Origin of the sequence: Streptomyces sp. WAC 04229 (assembly GCF_003947455.1) — a bacterium.
Lineage (GTDB): Bacteria > Actinomycetota > Actinomycetes > Streptomycetales > Streptomycetaceae > Streptomyces.
The window spans coordinates 1-19,602 of sequence record NZ_QHJH01000129.1; the positions used below are offsets into that span (position 1 = coordinate 1).

17 protein-coding genes are annotated in these 19,602 nt (G+C 71.6%); 13 read left to right on the forward strand and 4 right to left on the reverse strand.

What is annotated here, in order from left to right; all coding sequences use genetic code 11:
- Both DMH12_RS27105 and DMH12_RS27110 read left to right on the forward strand, forming a co-directional pair.
- Positions 1–384, forward strand: a 384-nt coding sequence (locus DMH12_RS27105; protein ID WP_148107548.1) for a CdaR family transcriptional regulator, incomplete at its 5' end; no start/stop codon positions are given.
- 62 nt (positions 385–446) lie between these two features.
- On the forward strand, positions 447–1,235 hold the full coding sequence (locus tag DMH12_RS27110) for a phosphatase (RefSeq protein ID WP_125494074.1): 789 nt from the start codon (positions 447–449) through the stop codon (positions 1,233–1,235).
- Positions 1,236–1,249: 14 nt separating this feature from the next.
- On the opposite strand, the gene DMH12_RS27115 is transcribed toward DMH12_RS27110, so the two are convergent.
- The 3 genes from DMH12_RS27115 to DMH12_RS27125 all read right to left on the reverse strand — a co-directional run bounded on the left by DMH12_RS27115 (position 1,250) and on the right by DMH12_RS27125 (position 4,019).
- Positions 1,250–2,122, reverse strand: coding sequence for an acyl-CoA thioesterase II (locus tag DMH12_RS27115; RefSeq protein ID WP_125494075.1), 873 nt, complete (start codon positions 2,120–2,122; stop codon positions 1,250–1,252).
- A gap of 30 nt (positions 2,123–2,152) precedes the next feature.
- Complete coding sequence (locus DMH12_RS27120) at positions 2,153–3,310, reverse strand: acyl-CoA dehydrogenase family protein (protein ID WP_125494076.1); 1,158 nt, start codon at positions 3,308–3,310, stop codon at positions 2,153–2,155.
- A 97-nt stretch (positions 3,311–3,407) separates the two neighbouring features.
- Positions 3,408–4,019: a TetR/AcrR family transcriptional regulator gene (locus tag DMH12_RS27125; RefSeq protein ID WP_125494077.1), complete on the reverse strand. Its 612-nt coding sequence runs from the start codon at positions 4,017–4,019 to the stop codon at positions 3,408–3,410.
- Between the two features lie 97 nt (positions 4,020–4,116).
- On the opposite strand from DMH12_RS27125, the gene DMH12_RS27130 reads away from it, so the two are divergent.
- The 10 genes from DMH12_RS27130 (at position 4,117) to DMH12_RS27175 (ending at position 17,098) form a co-directional block, all read left to right on the forward strand.
- Positions 4,117–5,733, forward strand: coding sequence for a carboxyl transferase domain-containing protein (locus DMH12_RS27130; protein ID WP_125494078.1), 1,617 nt, complete (start codon positions 4,117–4,119; stop codon positions 5,731–5,733).
- 36 nt (positions 5,734–5,769) lie between these two features.
- Positions 5,770–7,716: an acetyl/propionyl/methylcrotonyl-CoA carboxylase subunit alpha gene (locus DMH12_RS27135; protein WP_125494087.1), complete on the forward strand. Its 1,947-nt coding sequence runs from the start codon at positions 5,770–5,772 to the stop codon at positions 7,714–7,716.
- The gene (locus tag DMH12_RS27140) at positions 7,713–8,678 is read left to right on the forward strand and encodes a hydroxymethylglutaryl-CoA lyase (protein ID WP_125494079.1); all 966 of its coding nucleotides are present in this window, start codon (positions 7,713–7,715) and stop codon (positions 8,676–8,678) included. Before DMH12_RS27135 ends, DMH12_RS27140 begins: the two co-directional genes overlap by 4 nt.
- A 6-nt stretch (positions 8,679–8,684) precedes the next feature.
- Entirely contained in the window at positions 8,685–9,845 is a 1,161-nt protein-coding gene (locus DMH12_RS27145; RefSeq protein WP_114530295.1) for an acyl-CoA dehydrogenase family protein, read from the forward strand.
- Between the two features lie 120 nt (positions 9,846–9,965).
- Complete coding sequence (locus tag DMH12_RS27150) at positions 9,966–11,009, forward strand: ABC transporter substrate-binding protein (protein ID WP_125494080.1); 1,044 nt, start codon at positions 9,966–9,968, stop codon at positions 11,007–11,009.
- Positions 11,010–11,034: 25 nt separating this feature from the next.
- Positions 11,035–11,895 carry a siderophore-interacting protein gene (locus DMH12_RS27155; protein ID WP_125494081.1) on the forward strand — a complete coding sequence of 287 codons (861 nt, stop codon included), beginning with the start codon at positions 11,035–11,037 and terminating at the stop codon, positions 11,893–11,895.
- 173 nt (positions 11,896–12,068) lie between these two features.
- A complete protein-coding gene (desA, locus tag DMH12_RS27160; RefSeq protein ID WP_125494082.1) occupies positions 12,069–13,511 on the forward strand; it encodes a lysine decarboxylase DesA in 1,443 nt (480 codons plus the stop codon).
- A complete protein-coding gene (locus tag DMH12_RS27165) occupies positions 13,495–14,775 on the forward strand; it encodes a lysine N(6)-hydroxylase/L-ornithine N(5)-oxygenase family protein (protein ID WP_185832568.1) in 1,281 nt (426 codons plus the stop codon). Before desA ends, DMH12_RS27165 begins: the two co-directional genes overlap by 17 nt.
- Complete coding sequence (locus DMH12_RS27170; RefSeq protein WP_125494083.1) at positions 14,772–15,332, forward strand: GNAT family N-acetyltransferase; 561 nt, start codon at positions 14,772–14,774, stop codon at positions 15,330–15,332. The genes DMH12_RS27165 and DMH12_RS27170 overlap by 4 nt, the downstream gene beginning before the upstream one ends.
- Complete coding sequence (locus DMH12_RS27175; RefSeq protein WP_125494084.1) at positions 15,329–17,098, forward strand: IucA/IucC family siderophore biosynthesis protein; 1,770 nt, start codon at positions 15,329–15,331, stop codon at positions 17,096–17,098. The genes DMH12_RS27170 and DMH12_RS27175 overlap by 4 nt, the downstream gene beginning before the upstream one ends.
- Positions 17,099–17,195: 97 nt before the next feature.
- On the opposite strand, the gene DMH12_RS27180 is transcribed toward DMH12_RS27175, so the two are convergent.
- Positions 17,196–18,797, reverse strand: coding sequence for a beta-N-acetylhexosaminidase (locus DMH12_RS27180; protein ID WP_125494085.1), 1,602 nt, complete (start codon positions 18,795–18,797; stop codon positions 17,196–17,198).
- A 102-nt stretch (positions 18,798–18,899) separates the two neighbouring features.
- Between DMH12_RS27180 and DMH12_RS27185 the strand changes: the two genes are divergently transcribed.
- A partial coding sequence (locus tag DMH12_RS27185; protein ID WP_125494086.1) for a DUF4429 domain-containing protein occupies positions 18,900–19,602 on the forward strand: 703 nt, incomplete at its 3' end.

Sequence of the window (19,602 nt, forward strand, 5' to 3'; positions counted from 1 at the left end):
GTGCTCGGGGTCAGTGCGGCCGTCACCCCCGCCGAGTGGCCGGCCGGTGACGCGCAGGCGGCCCGGGCGCTGGCCCGGGCGCGGGCCACGCGGGTGCCGCTGGTCCGGCACGGTGCGCGGCCCGCACTGGCCGACCTGGTGCCGGACGGCGAGGCCGAGGCACACGCGCGTGCGCTGCTCGCGCCGGTCGCGGACGTCCCGGCGCTCACCGAGACGCTGCGCACCTGGCTCTCCCTGCACGGCAGTTGGGACCGCACCGCCGTCGCCCTGTCCGTGCACCGCAACACCGTCCGGCAGCGCATCGCCCGCTGCGCGGCCCTGCTGGAAGCCGACCTCGACGACCCGGACGTACGGATGGAACTGTGGTTCGCGCTGCGGAGGTGACCCGCGTCCCAGCGCGGGACATGCCGGAGACGCCGACCGGCGGCTGCCTCACAATGGGAGTCATGCCGATACCCGGGACACCCAGCCGCGCCGAACTCGCCGAGCACCTCGTCAGAACGCGTATCGCGGGCGACGTCGCCACGCCCCGCGAGAACAACCTCTCCCACTACCGGAAGCTGGCGAACGGCGACCGCAACTTCTGGCTCGGTCTGGAGCTGGGCGACCGCTGGACCGACGAGCAGGACGTGCTCGCGGTGATGGCGGAGCGGGTCGGCGTCAACGACGACCCGGAATTCCGGTACGGCCAGGACACCATCGACCCCGAGCTGACCGTGGCCGCGCTGGAGCGGATGGCGGCGCGGCTGCGCAAGGCGGCCGACGGCGGGCAGCGGGTGCTCTTCGCCACCGGCCACCCGGGCGGGCTGCTCGACGTGCACCGCGCCACGGCGGACGCGCTGCGCACCGCCGGTTGCGAGATCGTCGTGATCCCGGAGGGGCTGACGACGGAGGAGGGATACGTCCAGCAGTTCGCGGACGTGGCCGTCCTGGAGCACGGTGCCTCCCTGTGGCACACGCACTCCGGCGAGCCGATGAAGGCGATCCTCACCGGCCTGGAGCGCGCGGGCCGCCCGCTGCCCGACCTGGTCGTCGCCGACCACGGCTGGGCCGGTTGCGCCGCCCAGCACGGCGTCGACTCCGTCGGCTACGCGGACTGCAACGACCCGGCCCTCTTCCTCGCCGAGTCCGAGGGCACCCTCCAGGTCGCGGTGCCGCTGGACGACCACGTGGTCAGCCCGCGCTACTACGACCCGATGACGGCCTACCTGCTGACGGAGGCGGGGCTGAAGTAGCCCGCCGCGCGTCCTCAGGCCTCCCGGGGGACGCGCACCACGCCTTCCTGGATGACCGAGATGGCGAGCCGCCCGTCCTGGGTGTGGATCCGGGCCTGCCCCAGTCCCCGGCCGCCGGACGCGGACGGGGACTGCTGGTCGTACAGCAGCCACTCGTCGGCGCGGAACGGCCGGTGGAACCACATGGCGTGGTCCAAGGAGGCACCGACCACGTCCCCGACGGCCCAGCCGCCGCGCCCGTGCGCGAGCAGCACCGAGTCGAGGAGCGTCATGTCGGAGACGTAGGTGGCGAGGACGACGTGCAGGAGGGGGTCGTCCGCGAGCTTGCCGTTGGTGCGGAACCACACCTGGGAGTGCGGGTCGCGCGGGGTGCCGAAGTCGCCGAACGGCGGGTCGTCGACGTAGCGCAGGTCGACGGCGGCGCGGGCCTCCAGGAACCGTTCGACGGTGTCCGCGGGCAGGTGCGGGTAGCTCCGCAGCCGCTCCTCGCCGGTGGGCAGCGCCGCCGGGTCCGGGGCCGACGGCATGGGGGCCTGGTGGTCCAGGCCCTCCTCGTACGTCTGGAAGGACGCCGACAGGCCGAAGATCGGCTTGCCGTGCTGGACGGCGACCACCCGGCGGGTGGTGAAGGAGCGGCCGTCGCGCAGCCGGTCGACGTTGTAGACGATGGGGGCGCCCGGATCGCCGGGGCGCAGGAAGTACGCGTGCAGGGAGTGCGCGTGCCGGTCCTCGGGGACCGTGCGTCCGGCGGCGACCAGCGCCTGGGCGGCCACCTGCCCGCCGAAGACCCGGGGGACGACGGCGGAGCGGGAGTGGCCGCGGTAGATGTCCTCCTCGATCCGCTCGAGGTCGAGCAGGTCGAGGAGGGACTGGAGTGCTTCGCTCATGTCCTGTGATTCTGTGGTCTGCAGACCGGTCTACAGGCCCATGTTCTTCGCGATGATCGACTTCATGATCTCGCTGGTGCCGCCGTAGATGCGGTTGACCCGGTTGTCCGCGTACAGGCGGGCGATCGGGTACTCGTTCATGTAGCCGTAGCCGCCGTGCAGCTGGAGGCAGCGGTCGATGACGCGGTGGGCGACCTCGGTGCAGAACAGCTTGGCGCTGGCGGCCTCGGCGGGGGTCAGCTCACCGGCGTCCAGCGCCTCGGTGGCGCGGTCGGCGACGGCCTCGGCGGCGTCCACCTCGGCCTGGCAGGCGGCCAGCTCGAACTTGGTGTTCTGGAAGTGGGCGACCGGCTTGCCGAAGACGGTGCGGTCCTGCACGTACTGCTTGGCGAACCGGACGGCGGCCTTGGCCTGGGCGTAGGCGCCGAAGGCGATGCCCCAGCGCTCGGAGGCCAGGTTGTGGCCGAGGTAGGAGAAGCCCTTGTTCTCCTCGCCGAGCAGGTCCTCGACGGGCACCTTGACGTCGACGAAGGCCAGCTCGGCGGTGTCGGAGGTCTTCAGGCCCAGCTTGTCCAGCTTGCGGCCGACCGAGTAGCCCTCGGACTTGGTGTCCACGGCGAACAGCGAGATGCCGTGGCGGCGGTCCTCGGCGGTGGGCGCGGCGGTGCGGGCGCAGACGATGACCTTGTCGGCGTGCACGCCGCCGGTGATGAAGGTCTTGGCGCCGTTGAGGACGTAGTGGGTGCCGTCCTCGGAGAGCTTGGCGGTGGACTTCATGCCCGCGAGGTCGGAGCCGGTGCCGGGCTCCGTCATGGCGATGGCCCACATCTCCTCGCCGCTGACGAACTTCGGCAGGAAGCGCTTCTTCTGCTCGTCGGTGGCTAGCATCTTGATGTAGGGCAGGGCGAGCAGCACGTGCACGCCGGAGCCGCCGAACTGGACGCCCGCGCGGGCGGTCTCCTCGTAGAGGACGGCCTCGAACTTGTGGCTGTCCATGCCGGCGCCGCCGAACTCCTCGGGCACGTTGATGCCGAAGATGCCCAGGTCGCCGAGCTTGTAGTAGAAGTCGCGCGGCGCCTGGCCGGCGGCGAACCACTCGTCGTAGACGGGGACGACCTCGGCCTCGATGAAGGCGCGGATGGTCTCCCGGAACGCCTCGTGGTCCTCGTTGAACACCGTACGGCGCACCGCGCCACCTCCAGGGTACGTATCTAAGCGCTTGCTCAGACTTCACCGTACCGGCGGGTAGGGAGGGGCGTCCAGAGTGGGTCGTGGGTAACCCTCGTCACTCCCCCACCGCCGCGAACGCCCCCCGGGCCATCCGGTGCAGCAGTTCCGACGTCACCGCACGGCCGGGGAGGGCGCCGGGGCGGCCCAGGTGGGGGGTGGAGTTCAGGAGGCCGAAGACCGAGTGGACGGCCGAGCGGGCGCTCGGTTCCGTGACCGCCGGATAGACCTCGCGGACCACCCCGACCCACAGCTCGACGTACTGCCGCTGGAGCTGGCGCACCATCTTGCGGTCGGCGTCCCGGAGGCGGTCCAGCTCGCGGTCGTGCAGGGTGATGAGCGGGCGGTCGTCGAGCGCGAAGTCGATGTGACCCTCGATGAGCGAGTCGAGGACCGCCTCCGCGTCGCCGGACCCGGAGCCGGTCACCCCCTCGGCCTCCGCCAGCCGCCGCTTCGCCCCCGTCAGCAGCTGTCCGCTGATCCCGACCAGCAGCTCCGCGAGCATCGCGTCCTTGCCGGCGAAGTGCCGGTACAGACCGGGGCCGCTGATGCCGACCGCGGCGCCTATCTCGTCGACGCCGACACCGTGGAAACCGCGCTCGGCGAAGAGCCGGGCGGCCTCCTTGAGGATCTGCTCGCGGCGGGTGGGGGCGTCGGTTCTGGTGGCCATGGGAGCAATTCTAGACAGGGAGGTTAGCGGTCGTTAACCTGAGGGAAACGCGTTAACGCTCATTAACTGGTCGATCACTGGGTGAGGGGACCGCAGGATGCACGAGGCACCGGAGCTGACGACGGCGGCGGATCCCGCGTCCGAGGCCTTTCGGGCCAACGAGGAGGCGCACGGCGTCCTCGTTCAGGAGCTGCGCGCCAAGCTCGCCGCGGCCCGGCTCGGCGGCGGGGAGCGGGCTCGGGCCCGGCACACCGCGCGCGGCAAGCTGTTGCCGCGCGACCGGGTGGACACGCTGCTCGACCCGGGCTCGCCGTTCCTGGAGCTGGCGCCGCTCGCGGCCGACGGGCTCTACGACGGACAGGCCCCGGCGGCCGGCGTGATCGCCGGGATCGGGCGGGTGAGCGGCCGGGAGTGCGTGGTCGTCGCCAACGACGCCACCGTCAAGGGCGGCACGTACTACCCGATGACCGTGAAGAAGCACCTCCGTGCGCAGGAGGTGGCGCTGGAGAACCGGCTGCCGTGCCTGTACCTCGTCGACTCGGGCGGCGCCTTCCTGCCGATGCAGGACGAGGTCTTCCCCGACCGCGAGCACTTCGGGCGGATCTTCTACAACCAGGCCCGGATGTCCGGCGCCGGGATCCCGCAGATCGCCGCCGTGCTCGGCTCCTGCACGGCGGGCGGCGCGTACGTCCCGGCGATGAGCGACGAGGCCGTGATCGTCCGCAATCAGGGCACGATCTTCCTGGGCGGCCCCCCGCTGGTGAAGGCGGCCACCGGCGAGGTGGTCACGGCGGAGGAGCTGGGCGGCGGCGAGGTCCACTCGCGCGTGTCCGGCGTGACCGACCACCTGGCCGAGGACGACGCGCACGCACTGCGGATCGTGCGGCAGATCGTCTCCACACTCCCCCGGCGCGGCGCGCTCCCCTGGGGCGTGGAGCCGGCCGTCGAGCCGAAGGCCGACCCGCAGGGGCTGTACGGCGTGGTGCCGGTCGACCCCCGCACCCCCTACGACGTCCGCGAGGTCATCGCGCGTGTGGTGGACGGGTCCCGGTTCGCCGAGTTCAAGTCGGAGTTCGGGCAGACCCTGGTCACGGGCTTCGCCCGCATCCACGGCCACCCGGTGGGCATCGTCGCCAACAACGGCATCCTGTTCGCCGAGTCGGCCCAGAAGGGCGCCCACTTCATCGAGCTGTGCGACCAGCGCGGCATCCCGCTGGTGTTCCTGCAGAACATCTCCGGGTTCATGGTCGGCCGGGACTACGAGGCCGGCGGCATCGCCAAGCACGGAGCCAAGATGGTGACGGCGGTGGCGTGCACGCGGGTGCCGAAGCTGACGGTGGTCGTCGGCGGCTCGTACGGCGCGGGGAACTACTCGATGTGCGGGCGGGCCTACTCGCCCCGCTTCCTGTGGATGTGGCCCAACGCGAAGATCTCCGTCATGGGCGGTGAGCAGGCCGCCTCCGTGCTGGCCACCGTCAAGCGGGACCAGCTGGAGGCACGCGGCGAGGAGTGGCCGGCCGAGGAGGAGGAGACCTTCAAGGCACCGGTCCGCGCGCAGTACGAGCGCCAGGGGAACGCCTACTACGCGACCGCCCGCCTGTGGGACGACGGGGTGATCGAGCCCGCCGACACCCGCCGGGTGCTGGGTCTGGCCCTGACCGCCTGTGCCAACGCGCCGCTGGGTGACCCCCAGTTCGGCGTCTTCCGGATGTGAGGAGGGGACTCGATGGGAAGCACGATGGGGAGCCTGATGTTCGACACGGTGCTGGTGGCCAACCGCGGTGAGATCGCCGTGCGGGTCATCCGGACCCTGCGCTCGATGGGCGTGCGCTCGGTGGCGGTCTTCTCCGACGCCGACGCGGACGCGCGGCACGTGCGCGAGGCCGACGAGGCGGTACGGATCGGCCCGGCGCTGGCGGCGGAGAGCTATCTGTCCGTCGAGCGGCTGCTGGAGGCCGCCGCCCGCACCGGCGCGCAGGCCGTCCACCCGGGGTACGGCTTCCTCGCCGAGAACGCGGGGTTCGCGCGGGCCTGCGAGGAGGCGGGGCTGGTCTTCATCGGGCCGCCCGCCGACGCCATCGCCCTGATGGGCGACAAGATCCGGGCCAAGGAGACCGTGCAGGCGGCCGGGGTCCCGGTCGTCCCGGGCTCCAGCGGCAGCGGGCTGACCGACGCCCAGCTCGCCGACGCCGCCCGCGAGATCGGCACGCCGGTGCTGCTCAAGCCGTCGGCCGGCGGTGGCGGCAAGGGGATGCGGCTGGTGCGGGACGCCGCCGTGCTCGCCGACGAGATCGCCGCCGCCCGCCGCGAGGCCCGCGCCTCCTTCGGCGACGACACGCTCCTCGTGGAGCGCTGGATCGACCGGCCCCGGCACATCGAGATCCAGGTCCTGGCCGACGGCCACGGGAACGTGGTGCACCTGGGCGAGCGCGAGTGCTCCCTCCAGCGCCGGCACCAGAAGATCATCGAGGAGGCGCCCAGCGTGCTCCTCGACGAGGCGACCCGCGCCGCGATGGGCGAGGCCGCCGTGCAGGCGGCGCGCTCCTGCGGGTACCGGGGCGCGGGCACGGTGGAGTTCATCGTGCCGGGCGGCGACCCGTCGTCGTACTACTTCATGGAGATGAACACCCGCCTCCAGGTGGAGCACCCGGTGACCGAGCTGGTCACCGGCCTCGACCTGGTGGAGTGGCAGCTGCGGGTGGCGGCGGGCGAACCGCTCGGCTTCGCGCAGGAGGACGTCCGGCTGACCGGGCACGCGGTGGAGGCCCGGCTGTGCGCCGAGGACCCGGCGCGCGGCTTCCTCCCCTCCGGCGGCACGGTGCTGCGGCTGCGCGAGCCCGAGGGCGACGGGGTGCGCACCGACTCCGGGCTCAGCGAGGGCAGCGAGGTCGGCAGCCTCTACGACCCGATGCTGTCCAAGGTGATCGCGTACGGCCCCGACCGGGAGACGGCGCTGCGCAAGCTGCGGGCGGCCCTCGCCCGGACGGTGACGCTGGGCGTGCAGACCAACGCCGGGTTCCTGCGGCGGCTGCTCGCGCATCCGGCGGTGGTGGCGGGCGACCTGGACACCGGGCTGGTGGAGCGCGAGGCCGACGGCCTGGTCACCACGGACGTACCGGAGGAGGTGTACGAGGCGGCGGCGGCCGTACGGCTGGACGCGCTGCGTCCGCGCGGGGACGGCTGGACGGACCCGTTCTCGGTGCCGGACGGCTGGCGCACGGGCGGCGAGCCGAAGCCGGTGGCCTTCCCGATGCGGGCGCCGGGGCTCGACCCCGTCACGCACTCCCCGCGCGGCACCCACACCGTCACCGACGACCGGGTGGCCGTCACCCTCGACGGCGTCCGGCACACCTTCCACCGCGTCGCCGACTGGCTGGGCCGCGACGGCGACGCCTGGCACGTGCGCGACCACGACCCGGTCGCCGCCTCCCTCACCCGCTCCGCCCACGCGGGCGCCGACTCGCTCACCGCGCCCATGCCGGGCACGGTGACGGTGGTGAAGGTCGCCGTCGGCGACGAGGTGGCCGCCGGACAGAGCCTGCTGGTCGTGGAGGCGATGAAGATGGAGCACGTCATCTCCGCCCCGCACGCCGGCACCGTCGCCGAACTGGACGTCGCGCCCGGCACCACGGTCGCCATGGACCAGGTGCTGGCGGTCATCGCCCCGGCGGCGGACGGCGAGGAGGAGACGGCATGAACACCCCCGACCTGGGCTTGCCCATGACGGTGCCGGCCGACGGCCTGCCCGCCCGCGTCCGCATCCACGAGGTCGCCGCCCGCGACGGCCTCCAGAACGAGAAGGCGATCGTCCCGGCGGCGGTGAAGGCGGAGTTCGTCCGCCGCCTCGCCGGGACCGGCCTGACCACCATCGAGGCGACGAGCTTCGTGCACCCCAAGTGGGTGCCGCAGCTGGCGGACGCGGAGGAGCTGTTCCCGGCGGTCGCGGACCTGCCGGTCGACCTCCCCGTCCTGGTGCCGAACGAGCGCGGCCTGGACCGCGCGCTGGCGCTGGGCGCCCGGCGGGTGGCGGTCTTCGCCAGCGCCACGGAGTCCTTCGCCAAGGCCAACCTGAACCGCACGGTGGACGAGGCGCTGGCCATGTTCGCGCCGGTGGTGGCGCGGGCGAAGGCGGCGGACGTGCACGTGCGGGGCTACCTGTCGATGTGCTTCGGCGACCCGTGGGAGGGCGCCGTCCCCGTCCCGCAGGTGGTAAGGGTCTGCCGGGCCCTGCTGGACATGGGCTGCGACGAGCTGAGCCTCGGCGACACCATCGGGGTGGCGACCCCGGGCCACGTCGGCGCCCTGCTCACCGCGCTCACCGAGGCGGGCGTCCCCGTGGACACGCTCGGCGTGCACTTCCACGACACCTACGGCCAGGCCCTGTCCAACACGCTGACCGCGCTGCGGCACGGCGTGACGACGGTCGACGCCTCCGCCGGCGGCCTGGGCGGCTGCCCGTACGCCAAGTCCGCCACCGGCAACCTCGCCACCGAAGACCTCGTGTGGATGCTGCGCGGCCTCGGCATCGACACCGGTGTCGACCTCGGCCGTCTCGTCGCCACCAGCGTCTGGATGGCCGCCCACCTGGGCCGACCCAGCCCGTCCCGCACCGTACGAGCCCTCGCCGGCTCGGGCGCCGACTCCCACCAGGAGCAGTGAACAGCCATGGACCACAAGCTCTCCCCCGAACTGGAAGAACTCCGCCGCACGGTCGAGGAGTTCGCCCACGACGTCGTGGCGCCCAAGATCGGTGACTTCTACGAGCGGCACGAGTTCCCGTACGAGATCGTCCGCGAGATGGGCCGCATGGGCCTGTTCGGGCTGCCGTTCCCGGAGGAGTACGGCGGCATGGGCGGCGACTACCTGGCCCTCGGCATCGCCCTGGAGGAGCTGGCCCGGGTCGACTCGTCGGTGGCGATCACGCTGGAGGCGGGGGTCTCGCTGGGCGCGATGCCGGTCCACCTGTTCGGCACCGAGGAGCAGAAGCGCGAGTGGCTGCCCCGGCTGTGCTCCGGCGAGATCCTGGGCGCCTTCGGCCTGACCGAGCCGGACGGCGGTTCGGACGCGGGCGCGACGCGGACCACGGCGCGGCTCGACGAGGCGACCGGCGAGTGGGTGATCAACGGCACCAAGTGCTTCATCACCAACTCGGGTACGGACATCACGGGCCTGGTGACGGTCACGGCGGTCACCGGCCGCAAGCCGGACGGACGGCCGCTGATCTCGGCGATCATCGTCCCGTCGGGCACGCCGGGCTTCACGGTGGCCGCCCCGTACTCGAAGGTCGGCTGGAACGCGTCGGACACCCGTGAGCTGTCCTTCTCGGACGTCAGGGTGCCGGCGGCGAACCTGCTGGGCGAGAAGGGACGCGGCTACGCGCAGTTCCTGCGCATCCTGGACGAGGGACGCATCGCCATCGCCGCACTGGGTACGGGACTCGCGCAGGGCTGTGTGGACGAGTCGGTCAGGTACGCGAAGGAACGTCACGCCTTCGGCAAGCCGATCGGCGCCAACCAGGCCATCCAGTTCAAGATCGCGGACATGGAGATGAAGGCGCACACCTCCCGCCTCGCCTGGCGGGACGCGGCCTCCCGCCTGGTGGCGGGCGAGCCGTTCAAGAAGGAGGCGGCGCTGGCGAAGCTGTACTCGTCGACGGTGGCCGTGGACAACGCCCGGGACGCCACCCAGGTTCACGGCGGGTACGGGTTCATGAACGAGTACCCGGTCGCGCGCATGTGGCGGGACGCGAAGATCCTGGAGATCGGCGAGGGCACCAGCGAGGTCCAGCGGATGCTGATCGCACGGGAGTTGGGGCTGGTGAGCTGAGACGGGACGCCGTCGCGGGGCGGGGCCGGACGGCCCCACCCCTGGACAAGATCTGAGGTTAGGCTAACCTACCCTCGAATTGTCCCGCGGAGCTCCGCACCGTTCGAAAGCAGTCACACCATGCGCAACGCCAGAGCTGCCCACCCGACCCGTCGCGGAATCCTCGCCGCCGGCGGCGCCATCGGCCTCGGCGCCGCGCTCGCGGCCTGCGGGGACGACGACGCGAAGAGCGGCTCGGGCGACGACGCGGGCGCCGGCAAGTCCGGTCCCTGGTCCTTCAAGGACGACCGCGGCACGACCGTGAAGCTGGACTCGGTGCCGAAGAACATCGTCGCCTTCACCGGTGTCGCCGCCGCCCTGTGGGACTACGGCGTCCAGGTCAAGGGCGTCTTCGGGCCCACCACGACCAAGGACGGCAAGCCCGACGTCCAGGCCGGCGACCTCGACGTCGACAAGGTCACCGTCCTCGGCAACGAGTGGGGCAAGCTCAACGTCGAGAAGTACGCGACCCTCGCTCCCGAGGTGCTCGTCACCACGACGTTCGACACCGCGGGCACCCTCTGGTCGGTCCCGGAGGAGTCCAAGGACAAGGTCGCCAAGCTCGCGCCGAGCGTCGCGATCTCCGTCTTCGACCGCCAGCTCACCCAGCCCCTCCAGCGCATGTGGGAGCTGGCCGAGTCGCTGGGCGCCGACATGAAGGCCAAGAAGGTCACGGACGCCAAGGCCGCCTTCGAGAAGGCCGCCGCCCGGCTGCGCGCCGCCGCCAAGGCCAAGCCCGAGATCAGGGTCCTGGCCGGCTCGGCGAGCGCCGACCTCTTCTACGTCTCCGGCACCAACCTGTCCGTGGACCTGGAGTACTTCAAGGCCCTCGGCGTGAACTTCGTCGAGCCCTCCGAGGAGGCGAAGAAGGCGACCGGCGGCTGGTTCGAGAGCCTGAGCTGGGAGAACGTCGACAAGTACCCGGCCGACGTGATCATCATGGACGACCGCGCCTCCACCATCCAGCCCGCGGACATCACCGAGGGCACCTGGAAGCAGCTCCCCGCGGTCAAGGCCGGCCAGGTCATCGCCCGTTCCCCCGAGCCGATCCTGTCCTACGACAAGTGCACGCCGCTGCTGAACAACCTCGCCGAGGCCATCGAGAACGCCAAGAAGGTCGGCTGACCTTCTCCGTCTCCCGGAGCACGCCATGACGACGGCCGTAGCCGCCCCGTTCCGTTTCTTCTCCCTCCAGGTCGCACGGACGAGGCGGCTCGGCCCGTCCCTGACCCGTGTCACCTTCACCGGGGACGACCTGAGCGCCTTCCACTCGGACGGCCGCGACCAGTCCCTGTCGCTGTTCCTGCCGCATCCGGGCCAGTCCGAGCCCGCGGTGCCGTTGGAGCAGGGTGACAACTGGTGGCAGGCGTGGCGTGAACTCCCCGACGACGTGCGGGCGGTGATGCGCTCGTACACGCTGCGGGCGCTCCGGCGCGACGCCGACGGCGACACCGTGGAGATCGACGTCGACTTCGTGCTGCACGGCGTCGAACCCGGCGCCGCCTTCGAGGCCGGCCCCGCCGCCCGCTGGGCCGCCGCCGCCACCGCCGGGGACCGCGTCCTGCTGCTCGGCCCGGCGATCGCCGACAACCGGGCGATCCGCTTCCGGCCGCCCGAGGACACCGACCTGGTGGCGATCTGGGGCGACGAGACCGCCGTACCGGCCGCCTGCGCGATCGTCGAGTCGCTGCCCGCCGGCACCCGCGCCCGGGTCTGGCTGGAAGTGCCGCACGCCGAGGACGTGCAGGACCTCACCACGGCGGCGGACGCCGAGATCACCTGGCTGGTCCGGGACGCCGCCGGCGGCCCCGAGGCGACCCTGACCACCCTGCGGGACGCGCGGCTGCCGGACGCCGGGCACCCCTACGTCTGGATCGCGGGCGAGTCAGGCTGCGTCAAGGCGTTGCGGCGGCACTTCGTGCGCGAGCGCGGCGTCGACCGGCGGCGCGTCACCTTCGTCGGCTACTGGCGCCAGGGGCTGACGGAGGAACAGCTCCGCGAACAGGGCTGAGGCAGAGCGGTGTTGCCGCCGCGCACCTGAGTGACGGCAGTCACGCACGGGCCTGCGTTTGATCCACTCAACTTAGGTTAGGCTAACCTAAGTCGAAGCAAGGGTTCCGCCCCTTACGCCCTTTCCCGCCCTTCCCTCTCCCTCTCGGACCGTCCCCACCGGAGGACCCCCACATGCGCTCGCACCTGCTCAACGACACCACCGCGGAGCAGTACCGCCGCTCCGTGATCGAAGGAGTCGAGCGGGTGGCCGCCAGAATCGCCACCACCGACCGCCCGTTCACCGGTGTCACGGTCGACTCCCTCTCCCCCCGCATCGACGGGATCGACCTCGACCGGCCGCTGCACGACACGGCGGCGGTCCTCGACGAGCTGGAGGACGTCTACCTCCGCGACGCCGTCTACTTCCACCACCCCCGCTACCTCGCCCACCTCAACTGCCCGGTCGTCATACCGGCGGTGCTGGGCGAGGCGGTGCTGTCCGCCGTCAACTCCTCCCTGGACACCTGGGACCAGTCGGCGGGCGGCACACTCATCGAGCGGAAACTGATCGACTGGACCACCGACCGGGTCGGCCTCGGCCCCGCCGCCGACGGCGTGTTCACCTCCGGGGGCACCCAGTCCAACCTCCAGGCGCTGCTGCTGGCCCGCGAGGAGGCCAAGAGCGACTCCCTGGGCAGACTGCGCGTCTTCGCCTCCGAGGTCAGCCACTTCAGCGTGCAGAAGTCGGCGAAGCTCCTCGGCCTCGGCCCGGACGCCGTCGTCTCGATCCCCGTCGACCAGGACAAGCGCCTGCACACCGTGGCCCTCGCCCGTGAGCTGGAGCGCTGCGCGCAGGACGGCCTCGTCCCCATGGCCGTCGTCGCCACCGGCGGCACCACCGACTTCGGCTCCATCGACCCGCTCCCGGAGATCGCCGCGCTCTGCGAGCAGTACGGCGTGTGGATGCACGTGGACGCGGCCTACGGCTGCGGGCTGCTCGCCTCCCTGAAGTACCGGGACCGGCTGGCCGGCATCGAGCGGGCCGACTCGGTCACGGTCGACTACCACAAGTCCTTCTTCCAGCCGGTGAGTTCCTCCGCCGTGCTGGTCCGGGACGCGGCCACCCTGCGCCACGCCACCTACCACGCGGAGTACCTCAACCCGCGCCGCATGGTGCAGGAACGTATCCCCAACCAGGTGGACAAGTCGCTCCAGACCACCCGCCGCTTCGACGCGCTCAAGCTGTGGATGACGCTGCGCGTGATGGGCGCCGACGGCATCGGGCAGCTCTTCGACGAGGTGTGCGACCTGGCCGCCGAGGGCTGGCGGATGATCGCCGCCGACCCGCGCTACGACGTCGTCGTGGAGCCGAGCCTGTCCACCCTGGTCTTCCGCTACATCCCGGCGGCGGTCACCGACCCCGCCGAGATCGACCGCGCCAACCTGTACGCCCGCCGGGCCCTGTTCGCCTCCGGCGACGCCGTGGTCGCGGGCACCAAGGTGGCCGGACGCCACTACCTGAAGTTCACCCTGCTCAACCCCGAGACGACCACGGCCGACATCGCCGCCGTCCTCGACCTGATCGCCGGCCACGCCGAGCAGTACCTGGGAGAGTCCCTTGACCGCGCTTCCTGAAGCCAGTGCCACGTACGACTTCGTGGGGATCGGCCTCGGCCCCTTCAACCTCGGCCTCGCCTGCCTCACCGAGCCCATCGACGGGCTGAACGGCGTCTTCCTGGAGTCCAAGCCGGACTTCGAGTGGCACGCCGGCATGTTCCTGGACGGCGCCCACCTCCAGACCCCGTTCATGTCGGACCTGGTCACGCTCGCCGACCCGACCTCCCCGTACTCCTTCCTCAACTACCTGAAGGAGAAGGGCCGGCTGTACTCGTTCTACATCCGGGAGAACTTCTACCCGCTGCGCGTCGAGTACGACGACTACTGCCGCTGGGCCGCGAACAGACTGAGCAGCGTCCGCTTCTCCACGACGGTCACCGAGGTGACGTACGACGAGCGCGAGGAGCTGTACGCCGTCGCCACCACGGCCGGCGCCACCTACCGCGCCCGCCGCCTCGTCCTCGGCACCGGCACCCCGCCGCACATCCCCGACGCCTGCCGGGGGCTGGCCGGCGACTTCCTCCACAACTCCCAGTACGTCCAGCGCCGGGCGGAGCTGGTGAAGAAGGAGTCGATCACGCTGGTCGGCAGCGGTCAGTCCGCCGCCGAGATCTACCAGGACCTGCTCAGCGAGATCGACGTCCACGGCTACCGGCTGAACTGGGTGACGCGCTCCCCGCGCTTCTTCCCGCTGGAGTACACCAAGCTCACGCTGGAGATGACCTCCCCGGAGTACGTGGACTACTACCACGCGCTGCCGGAGCCCACCCGCTACCGCCTCACGGCGGAACAGAAGGGCCTGTTCAAGGGCATCGACGGCGACCTGATCAACGACATCTTCGACCTGCTCTACCAGAAGAAACTGGGCGGACCGGTCCCCACCCGCCTGCTCACCAACTCGGCCCTGACCAGCGCCCGGTACGCGGACGGCACGTACACCCTGGGCTTCCGCCAGGAGGAGCAGGGCACGGACTTCGAGATCGACACCGAGGGCCTGATCCTGGCCACCGGGTACCGGTACACCGAGCCGGAGTTCCTCAAGCCCGTCCGCGACCGGCTGTGCTACGACTCCCGCGGCAACTTCGACGTGGCCCGCAACTACGCCGTCGACGTCACGGGCAGCGGTGTGTTCCTGCAGAACGCGGGGGTCCACACGCACAGCGTCACCAGCCCCGACCTGGGTATGGGCGCCTACCGCAACAGCTACATCGTCCGAGAGCTGCTCGGCACCGAGTACTACCCGGTCGAGAAGTCGATCGCGTTCCAGGAGTTCAGCGCATGACCACCCCCACGACATCCGCCACCAGGAGGATCGGCGCCCTCACCCTGCGCCCCCTCGACCCGCTCAGGGACGCCGGGCTGCTGCACGGCTGGCTCACCCACCCCAAGTCCGCGTTCTGGATGATGCAGGAGGCGAAACTGGTCGACGTCGAGCGGGCCTACATGGACGTGGCCGCCGACCCGCACCAGGACGCGTTCATCGGCCTGCACGACGGCGTCCCCGCCTTCCTGATGGAGCGGTACGACCCGGTCCACCGCGAGCTGACCGGCCTGTACGACCCGGAGCCCGGTGACGTCGGCATGCACTTCCTGGTCGCCCCCACCGACCGGCCGGTGCACGGCTTCACCCGCGCCGTCATCACCGCGGTCATGACCGAGCTGTTCGCCGACCCGGCCACCGCCCGCGTCGTCGTCGAGCCCGATGTCGACAACAAGGCCGTCCACGCCCTGAACGCAGCCGTCGGATTCGTGCCCGAGCGCGAGATCCAGAAGCCGGAGAAGAAGGCGTTGCTGAGCTTCTGCACCCGCGACCAGTTCGAGAAGGCGGTGTCCCGATGAGCCTCGCCGACGCCGTCGCCCACCTCTCCCCCGAGCGCTGGGAGCAGGCCAACCGCCTCCTGATCCGCAAGGCCCTGGCCGAGTTCACGCACGAGCGGCTGCTCTCCCCCGAACGGGACGGCGAGGAGTACGTCGTCCTCAGCGACGACGGCCAGACCCGCTACCGCTTCACGGCCACCGTCCGCGCCCTGGACCACTGGCAGGTGGACGCCGCCTCGATCACCCGCCACCGCGACGGGGCCGGCCTCCCGCTCGCCGCACTCGACTTCTTCGTCGAGCTGCGGAAGACGCTGGGCCTGAGCGAGGAGATCCTGCCGGTCTACCTGGAGGAGATCTCCTCCACCCTCTCCGGCACCTGCTACAAGCTCACCAAGCCGAAGGTCACCTCCGCCGAGCTGGCCCGCGCCGGCTTCCAGGCCGTCGAGACCGGCATGACCGAGGGCCACCCGTGCTTCGTCGCCAACAACGGGCGGCTCGGCTTCGGCATCCACGAGTACCTGTCCTACGCCCCCGAGACCGCGAGCCCGGTCCGGCTGGTGTGGCTGGCCGCCCACCGCTCCCGCGCGGCGTTCACGGCGGGCGTGGGCATCGAGTACGAGTCCTTCGTCCGCGACGAGCTGGGCGAACGGACCGTCGACCGCTTCCACGGCGTCCTGCACGAGCGGGGCCTGGACCCGGCCGACTACCTGTTCATCCCGGTCCACCCCTGGCAGTGGTGGAACAAGCTCACCGTCACCTTCGCCGCCGAGGTCGCCCGCGGGCACCTGGTCTGCCTCGGCGAGGGCGACGACGAGTACCTGGCCCAGCAGTCCATCCGCACCTTCTTCAACGCCTCGCACCCCGAGAAGCACTACGTGAAGACGGCCCTGTCCGTCCTCAACATGGGCTTCATGCGCGGCCTGTCGGCGGCCTACATGGAGGCCACGCCGGCCATCAACGACTGGCTCGCCCAGCTCATCGAGGGCGACCCCGTGCTCAGGTCGACGGGCCTGAGCATCATCCGGGAGCGGGCCGCCGTCGGCTACCGGCACCTGGAGTACGAGCAGGCCACCGACCGCTACTCGCCGTACCGCAAGATGCTGGCCGCGCTCTGGCGGGAGAGCCCCGTGCCCTCCCTCCAGGAGGGCGAGACGCTCGCCACCATGGCCTCCCTCGTCCACGTCGACCACGAGGGCGCCTCCTTCGCGGGCGCGCTGATCGAGCGGTCGGGCCTCGCGCCCGCCGAGTGGCTGCGGCACTACCTGCGGGCCTACTACGTCCCGCTGCTGCACAGCTTCTACGCCTACGACCTGGTGTACATGCCGCACGGCGAGAACGTGATCCTGGTCCTGGAGGACGGGGTGGTGCGGCGCGCGATCTACAAGGACATCGCCGAGGAGATCGCGGTGATGGACCCGGACGCGGTACTGCCGCCGGAGGTCGCCCGGATCGCCGTGGACGTGCCCGAGGACAAGAAGCTCCTGTCCATCTTCACGGACGTCTTCGACTGCTTCTTCCGCTTCCTCGCCGCGAACCTGGCGGACGAGGGCATCGTGGAGGAGGACGACTTCTGGCGCACGGTCGCGGAGGTCACCCGCGAGTACCAGGAGTCGGTGCCGGAACTGGCCGAGAAGTTCGAGCGGTACGACATGTTCGCGCCCGAGTTCGCGCTGTCCTGCCTCAACCGGCTCCAGCTGCGCGACAACCGGCAGATGGTGGACCTCGCCGACCCGTCCGGCGCGCTCCAGCTGATCGGCCGGCTGGAGAACCCGCTCGCGGGCCGGTAGCCGGGCCCACGGACGGACGGGCACCCCGGAGACGGTCCTCCGGGGTGCCCGTCGTCGTGTCCGCGACTGACGGGACCAGGTCCGGCTCAGGGCCGGATCAGGTCCAGGGGACCTGCGGCGAGCGGTAGTAGTCGATCCCCATCGCCTCCCAGCGCGCCGCCTGCGCGGCCAGCCGCACCTTGTAGGTGTCCCAGTCGTGCGTCGACGCCGGGGACCAGCCCAGTTCGGCCACGCCCGGCAGCCTCGGGAAGGCCATGAACTCCAGCTGCTCCGGGTCGGAGAGGGTCTCCGTCCACAGCGGCGCCTCGACACCGCGCACCGCGGAGGCCGGGGCGCCCGGCAGATAGGCGGCCGGGTCCCAGTCGTAGGACCGCTGCACCTCGACATAGCCCGCCCAGGACAGACCCAGCGGCGTGTCCTTGGTGTACTTCATGTCCAGGTACGTCCGGTCGGCCGGGGACAGGATCAGCCCGGTCCCGTTCCGCGCGGCCTCGGCGACCTGGGCCTTCTCCGCGTCACTGGTGCGGTCCAGGCCCCAGTACTGGACGAGCGCGCCCTCGACCGGTTCGGCGCTCGCCAGCTGGTGCCAGCCGACGACCGTCTTGCCGTACTTCGCGACGATCGGCTGCACCCGCTTCATGAAGGCGACGAAGTCGTCGTGCGGCGTGGAGTGCGCCTCGTCGCCGCCGATGTGGAGGTAGCGGCCCGGGGTGAGCGCGGCCAGCTCGCGCACGACGTCGTCGACGAAGTCGTACGTGACCTCCTTGCCGACGCACAGCGAGCTGAAGCCGACCTGGGTGCCGGTGTACAGCGGCGGCGCGACACCGTCGCAGTTCAGCTCGGCGTAGGAGGCGAGGGCCGCGTTGGTGTGGCCCGGCATGTCGATCTCGGGCACGACCTCCAGGTGGCGGGAGGCGGCGTGGCGCAGGATCTCCTTGTAGTCGTCCTTGGTGTAGTGGCCGCCGGGGCCGCCGCCGACCTCGGTGGAGCCGCCGTACGTCGCCAGGCGCGGCCAGGAGTCGACGGCGATGCGCCAGCCCTGGTCGTCGCTGAGGTGCAGGTGGAGCTTGTTGTACTTGTAGAGGGCGACGCGGTCGATGTACTGCTTCACCTCGTCGACGGTGAAGAAGTGCCGGGAGACGTCCAGCATGGCGGCGCGCCACCCGTAGCGGGGGGTGTCCTCGACGGTGCCGCCGGCCACCAGCCAGGGGCCGGGCTGCACGGAGTCCTTCTCGACGGCGGCGGGCAGCAGCTGACGGAGGGTCTGGACGCCGTGGAAGAGGCCGGCCGCCGCGCGGGCGGTGATGGTGACGCCCAAGCGGCCGCTGTCGAGGCGGTAGCCCTCGTCGCCGTAGGAGCCCTCGGCCAGGCGCAGCCGGATGCCGCCGTGGCCGTGGGAGGTGACGGGCAGCCGGTAGCCGGTGGACGGCCGCAGGACCCCGGCCAGGTAGTCGCCGACGCGGCGGGCCTCGCGCGATTCGTCGACGCGGATGTGGGTGGAGCGGGTGATGCGGTACGGGGCACCGCCCTGGTCGACCGAGGCGGGGGCCGGGATCACCTGGTCCAGCGGGGTCGCGGCGGTCTCGTGCGCGGGTGCCGCGCCTGCGGTGACGGCGCAGGCCGTCACCACCAGAAGCAGCGATCCCAGCAGCCGGCCGGTGCGGGGAGTCGTTCGGTGGTGCCGTCGGTGAGCTCTCACGTGCGCGCTCCCTTCGCGGGTGTGCGGTACGGGGGTTGGGGACGGGTGTAGACCACTCTCCCGCACCATCGCCGCCCGCAGAAGCGATGAAACAATCCGCGCATGGCGGAAATCATCCAGAAGGACGGATCGTGGGTCTTCGACGGCGACTCGCTGCGGCTGACTCCCGGCCGCGACAAGAGCGTCGCCCTGCTGCGCCGGGAGTTGGGTGAACTGCTCGTCCCACTCGCCGCGTTGGCGGGCATATCGTTCGAGCAGGGCCGCAAGTCCGGCCGGCTGCGGCTGCGCCTGCGGGACGGCGCCGACCCGCTGCTGCACGCGACGGGCGGCCGGCTGACCGAGCCGCACGACCCGTACCAGCTCCTCGTGGAGTCCGACCGGTACGGCGTGGCCGAGTACTTCGTGGACGAGGTGCGCAACGCGCTGCTCCTGGACCAGGTTCCGTCCGGCCCGGTGGACGCGTACCTGCTGCCGGGCCCCGCCGTCCCGCTGTCGGTGTCGGCCGGGGACGGCATCGCGAGCTTCGACGGCGAGCGGGTGCGCCTGGAGTGGAAGTGGCAGGCGGAGGACGCCAAGTCGGCCGGGGGGCCGCGCACCCTCCCCCTCGGCGACATCCTCTCGGTGGAGTGGCAGCCGGAGGTGGGCATGGAGAACGGCCACCTCCGGTTCACCGTGCGGGGCGCGCCGAGCAAGGTGCCGCCCAAGTACGACCCGAACGCGGTGGAGCTGTGGGGCTTCAAGAAGGACCCGCTGATGGCCATGGTCGCCGCGGCCGTGCAGGCCCGCCTCCCGCACCCGGCCGCCC

Bases quoted from the DNA above. Each gene is read 5' to 3' on its own strand.
- DMH12_RS27175 (WP_125494084.1), top strand. From the start codon at position 15,329: ATGAGCCTCGCCGACGCCGTCGCCCACCTCTCCCCCGAGCGCTGGGAG.
- DMH12_RS27125 (WP_125494077.1), bottom strand. From the start codon at position 4,019: ATGGCCACCAGAACCGACGCCCCCACCCGCCGCGAGCAGATCCTCAAG.
- DMH12_RS27155 (WP_125494081.1), top strand. From the start codon at position 11,035: ATGACGACGGCCGTAGCCGCCCCGTTCCGTTTCTTCTCCCTCCAGGTC.
- DMH12_RS27150 (WP_125494080.1), top strand. From the start codon at position 9,966: ATGCGCAACGCCAGAGCTGCCCACCCGACCCGTCGCGGAATCCTCGCC.
- DMH12_RS27135 (WP_125494087.1), top strand. From the start codon at position 5,770: ATGTTCGACACGGTGCTGGTGGCCAACCGCGGTGAGATCGCCGTGCGG.
- DMH12_RS27115 (WP_125494075.1), bottom strand. From the start codon at position 2,122: ATGAGCGAAGCACTCCAGTCCCTCCTCGACCTGCTCGACCTCGAGCGG.
- DMH12_RS27110 (WP_125494074.1), top strand. From the start codon at position 447: ATGCCGATACCCGGGACACCCAGCCGCGCCGAACTCGCCGAGCACCTC.
- DMH12_RS27170 (WP_125494083.1), top strand. From the start codon at position 14,772: ATGACCACCCCCACGACATCCGCCACCAGGAGGATCGGCGCCCTCACC.
- DMH12_RS27145 (WP_114530295.1), top strand. From the start codon at position 8,685: ATGGACCACAAGCTCTCCCCCGAACTGGAAGAACTCCGCCGCACGGTC.
- DMH12_RS27130 (WP_125494078.1), top strand. From the start codon at position 4,117: ATGCACGAGGCACCGGAGCTGACGACGGCGGCGGATCCCGCGTCCGAG.
- desA (WP_125494082.1), top strand. From the start codon at position 12,069: ATGCGCTCGCACCTGCTCAACGACACCACCGCGGAGCAGTACCGCCGC.
- DMH12_RS27140 (WP_125494079.1), top strand. From the start codon at position 7,713: ATGAACACCCCCGACCTGGGCTTGCCCATGACGGTGCCGGCCGACGGC.